Genomic DNA, 4709 nt, shown 5'->3' on the forward strand with positions numbered 1-4709 from the left:
CTTCCCGCCGGCTTCCAGCAGCAGGACCTTGATGTTGGGATCCTCGGTCAGCCGCGCGGCCAGGACGCAGCCGGCCGAGCCGGCGCCGATGATGACGTAGTCGTAGCGCGTGCTGGCCATGGCCCGACGTCGCCTCCCTGGTTTGTTATCGTTGTTAAGGCAGAGAGTGGCGCGGGTTTGAGCGGGGGGCAAGGGGGCGCTGTCCCGTACGCCCGCCCAGACCGGAAAAGTGGACCCCAGCCGGCCGATTGCTGAATTTCCTGCATGAGGGCATGTCGTGAAGTCCCTCTAATCGGATGAGCCGATCTCCCCTAACGTCGCCAGGCGGCGCGCGTCGCAACCACCTGGGCGCTCCGCCGCTTAACATTTGCGGCGCGCTCGGAGACTTGGAGAATGGGATGCCCGATCTTGATGACTGCGCCTTGTCGCGGCGCGACCTGATGGCCGCGGGCGCGGCGGCCGCCACGATTTCCGGCGCGCCGGCGACGGCGCAGGCCGTGGGTTCGGACACGTTCACCGCCAAGGTGGCGTTCGAGGTGAACGGCCAGAAGCACGCCCTCGACCTGGACACGCGAACGACCCTGCTCGACGCCCTGCGCGAACACCTGAAACTGACGGGCACCAAGAAGGGTTGCGACCACGGTCAGTGCGGCGCCTGCACGGTCATCGTCGACGGCCGGCGGATCAATTCGTGCCTGACGCTGGCGGTGATGCACGAGGGCGGCAAGATCACCACGATCGAGGGTCTGGGAACCCCCGGAAAGCTGCATCCGCTGCAGGCGGCCTTCGTCAAGCACGACGGCTACCAGTGCGGCTATTGCACCCCCGGTCAGATCTGTTCGGCCAAGGCGATGCTGGACGAGATCAAGGCCGGCGTGCCCAGCCACGTGACCGCCGATCTCACCGCCGCGCCGCGCGTCACCGCCGCCGAGGTGCGCGAAAGGATGAGCGGCAACATCTGTCGCTGCGGGGCCTATTCGAACATCGTCGAGGCCATCSCCGAAGTCGCGGGCGGCCTGGTGATGGGAGAAGAGGCATGAAGGCGTTCACCTATGAGCGCGCGCGCACGCCGGCCGAAGCCGCCGCGGCCGCCGCCGGCGACCCGACCGCCCGCTTCATCGCCGGCGGCACCAACCTTCTCGATCTGATGAAGCTGGAGATCGAGACGCCTCGCCGGCTGATCGACGTCAACGGCCTGAAGCTCGACAAGGTCGAGGGGACCAAGGATGGGGGACTGCGCATCGGCGCCCTGGTGCGCAACGCCGATCTCGCGTCCGACAAGCGGGTGCGCAAGGACTACGGCGTGCTGTCGCGCGCCTTGCTGGCCGGGGCTTCGGGCCAGCTGCGCAACAAGGCCACCACCGCCGGCAATCTGTTGCAGCGGACGCGCTGCCCCTATTTCTACGACACCAACATGCCCTGCAATAAACGCCGCCCCGGCGCGGGCTGCTCGGCGATCGGCGGCTTCACCCGGTCGCTGGGGGTGCTGGGGACCAGCGAGGCCTGCATCGCCACCCATCCCAGCGACATGGCCGTGGCCCTGCGCATCCTCGACGCCAATGTTGAAACCGTTCGTCCCGACGGCGTGACGCGCGCCATCCCGATCGCCGAATTCCATCGCCTGCCGGGCGCCACGCCGCATCTGGAAACAGCGTTGGCGCCGGGCGAGCTGATCACCGCCGTCACCCTGCCGAGGCCGATCGGCGGCCAGCACGCCTATCACAAGGTCCGCGACCGGGCCTCCTACGCCTTCGCCCTGGTTTCGGTGGCGACGATCATCCACAAGGACGGCTCGGGCCGCGTCGCCCTGGGCGGCGTGGCGCACAAGCCCTGGCGGGTCGAGGCCGCGGAGGCCGCCATGCCGCGGGCCGCGGCCACGGTCAGCGAGGCCCTGCTCGCCGGCGCCAAGACCACCTCCCAGAACGCTTTCAAGCTGACCTTGGTCGAGCGCGCCCTGGGCGCGGCGATGGCTCAGGCCCGAGGCTGATCCGATGAAGTTCGACACCCCCGCCACCACCAATCCGATCGACCAGCTCAAGATCATCGGCAAGCCGACCGACCGCATCGACGGCCCGCTGAAGACCACGGGCACGGCGCCCTACGCCTACGAACGCCACGACTCGCTTCCCGACATCGCCTACGGCTATGTGCTGGGCGCGGCCGTGGCCAAGGGGCGGATCGCCGCGATGGACGTCAGTCGCGCGAAGGCCGCCCCCGGCGTGCTGGCGATCGTCACCGCCCAGAACGCCGGCAAGCTGACCAAGGGCGATTTCAACACCGCCAACCTGCTGGGCGGACCCGAGATCCAGCACTACCACCAGGCCGTCGCCGTGGTGGTCGCGGAGAGCTTCGAGCAGGCCCGCGCCGCCTCCGCCTTGATCAAGGTCGACTACGCCCGCGCCAAGGGAACCTTCGACCTGGCCTCGGCCAAGGACGCGGCGACCAAGCCCGAGAAGGACAATCCCGACACCGCCGTCGGCGACTTCGCCGCCGCCTTCGAGGCCGCGCCGGTCAAGCTGGACGAGACCTACACCACACCCGATCACGCCCACGCCATGATGGAGCCTCACGCGTCGATCGCGGCCTGGAAGGGCGACAAGCTCACCGTCTGGACGTCCAACCAAATGATCGCCTGGGGCGCGGGCGACGTGGCCAAGACGCTGGGCTTGAAGAAGGAAAACGTCCGCCTGGTCTCGCCGTTCATCGGCGGCGGCTTCGGCGGCAAGCTGTTCGTCCGCGCCGACGCGATCCTGGCCGCCCTGGGCGCCAAGGCGGCGGGACGTCCGGTGAAGGTGGCCTTGTCCCGCCCGCTGATGTTCAACAACACCACCCACCGGCCGGCCACCATCCAGCGTATCCGCCTGGGCGCGACCCGGGAGGGCAAGATCACCGCCATCGGTCACGAGAGCTGGTCGGGCGACCTGCCCGGCGGTGGTCTCGAGACGGCCGTCCAGCAGACCCGCCTGCTCTATGCGGGTGAAAACCGCATGACCCGGATGCGCCTGGCCACCCTGGATCTTCCCGAGGGCAACGCCATGCGCGCGCCCGGCGAGGCGCCGGGGTTGATGGCCCTGGAAATCGCCATCGACGAAATGGCCGAGAAGCTGAACCTCGACCCGGTCGCGTTCCGCGTTCTCAACGACACCCAGGTGGATCCGGAAAAGCCGGGCCGACCCTTCTCGCAGCGGCGGCTGGTCGAGTGCCTGCGCACCGGCGCCGACAAGTTCGGCTGGGCCAGGCGAAATCCCCGCCCGGGGCAGGTTCGCGACGGTCGCTGGCTGGTCGGCATGGGCGTCGCGGCGGCCTTCCGCAACAATCTGGTGATGAAGTCCGCCGCCCGCGTGCGACTGGAAAGCTCGGGCCAGATCGTCGTCGAGACCGACATGACCGACATCGGCACCGGCACCTATACGATCATCGCCCAGACCGCGGCCGAGATGATGGGCGTGCCGCTGCATCGGGTTGAGGTCAGGCTGGGCGACTCCGCCTTCCCGGTCTCGGCCGGCTCCGGCGGCCAGTGGGGCGCCAACAGTTCCACGGCCGGCGTCTATGCGGCTTGCATGAAGTTGCGCGAGACGGTGGCGACCAAGCTGGGCCTCGATCCCGCCACGGCCGAATTCTCCGATGGCCGGGTGAAGGTCGGCAACCAGAGCCTGCCGCTGTCTCAGGCGGCGGCCGGCGGCCCCGTGGTCGCCGAGGATTTCATGGAATACGGCGACCTGGCCAAGACCCACCAGCAGTCGACCTTCGGCGGGCACTTCGTCGAGGTCGGCGTCGACTCCTTTACGGCCGAGATCCGGGTGCGCCGGATGCTGGCGGTCTGCGCCGCCGGCCGGATCCTCAACCCGAAGTCGGCCCGCAGTCAGGTCATCGGGGCCATGACCATGGGGGCGGGCGCGGCGTTGATGGAGGAACTGGTGGTCGACAAGCGCATYGGCTTCTTCGTCAATCACGACTTGGCCGGCTACGAGGTTCCCGTCCACGCCGACATCCCGCACCAGGAGGTGATCTTCCTGGACGAGACCGATCCGATGTCGTCGCCCATGAAGGCCAAGGGCGTCGGGGAGCTGGGAATCTGCGGCGTCGCCGCCGCCGTGGCGAACGCGATCCACAACGCGACCGGCGTTCGCGTGCGCGACTATCCCGTCACGCTCGACAAGTTGCTCGACAAGCTTCCCGAGATCGCTTGAGCGGCAAAAGCCGGTAACAGCCGATGCGCTCAGGCCGCGCCGGCCGACGCTTGGCTTTCCGCTTGCCTTTCAATCCCCAAGGCGCGCGAAACGGCCGCCACCAGCTCCTCCCGCCGGATCGGCTTGGCCACGTGGTCGTCCATTCCGGCCGCGCGGCAGCGGGCGATCTGTTCCGGCAGGACGTCGGCGGTGAGGGCGACGATGGGGACGGCGGCTTGCGGGCCGGGCAGGGCGCGGATGGCGCGGGCGGCGGCCAGGCCGTCCATGCCGGGCATGTGGACGTCCATCAGGATCAGGTCGAAGCCGCCGAGGCGGGCGGCCTCCACGGCCTGTGCGCCGTCCTCGGCGGTGGCGACGTCGCATCCGGCCAGGGTCAGCAGGGCGTGGCCCAGTTCGCGGTTCATCGGGTGGTCGTCGACCAGCAGCACGCGGGCCGGACGGGCCGGCTCGAGTTCGGCGGGGGCGGAGGGTTCGGCCGCGGCCGGGGCGAGGACCTCGGCCGACACCGCGACCCAGAAC

Annotated in this window: 5 protein-coding genes; 3 read left to right on the top strand and 2 right to left on the bottom strand. The window is 69.3% G+C overall.

Going from position 1 to position 4709, the window contains the following annotated elements; translation table 11 throughout:
• Positions 1 to 120, bottom strand: a 120-nt coding sequence (locus AC1DZ6_RS19275; protein ID WP_477098760.1) for a lycopene cyclase family protein, incomplete at its 3' end; no start/stop codon positions are given.
• 278 nt (positions 121 to 398) lie between these two features.
• Between AC1DZ6_RS19275 and paoA the strand changes: the two genes are divergently transcribed.
• Genes paoA through paoC form a run of 3 tightly spaced genes read left to right on the top strand, consistent with a single transcriptional unit; the run spans position 399 to position 4190 of the window.
• The gene (gene paoA / locus AC1DZ6_RS19280) at positions 399 to 1040 is read left to right on the top strand and encodes an aldehyde dehydrogenase iron-sulfur subunit PaoA (RefSeq protein WP_477098756.1); all 642 of its coding nucleotides are present in this window, start codon (positions 399 to 401) and stop codon (positions 1038 to 1040) included.
• Positions 1037 to 1987, top strand: coding sequence for an FAD binding domain-containing protein (locus AC1DZ6_RS19285; RefSeq protein ID WP_477098757.1), 951 nt, complete (start codon positions 1037 to 1039; stop codon positions 1985 to 1987). The genes paoA and AC1DZ6_RS19285 overlap by 4 nt, the downstream gene beginning before the upstream one ends.
• A 4-nt stretch (positions 1988 to 1991) precedes the next feature.
• Positions 1992 to 4190 (top strand): aldehyde oxidoreductase molybdenum-binding subunit PaoC, encoded by a 2199-nt coding sequence (gene paoC, locus AC1DZ6_RS19290; protein ID WP_477098758.1) that lies wholly within the window; start codon positions 1992 to 1994, stop codon positions 4188 to 4190.
• Positions 4191 to 4219: 29 nt separating this feature from the next.
• On the opposite strand, the gene AC1DZ6_RS19295 is transcribed toward paoC, so the two are convergent.
• A partial coding sequence (locus AC1DZ6_RS19295; protein ID WP_477098759.1) for a response regulator occupies positions 4220 to 4709 on the bottom strand: 490 nt, incomplete at its 5' end.

It is taken from the genome of Caulobacter sp. P1_B12_2, from assembly GCF_056406675.1.

What these genes read in the sequence shown, in the direction of transcription:
- AC1DZ6_RS19285 (WP_477098757.1), top strand. Translation starts at nt 1,037, where the DNA reads ATGAAGGCGTTCACCTATGAGCGCGCGCGCACGCCGGCCGAAGCCGCC.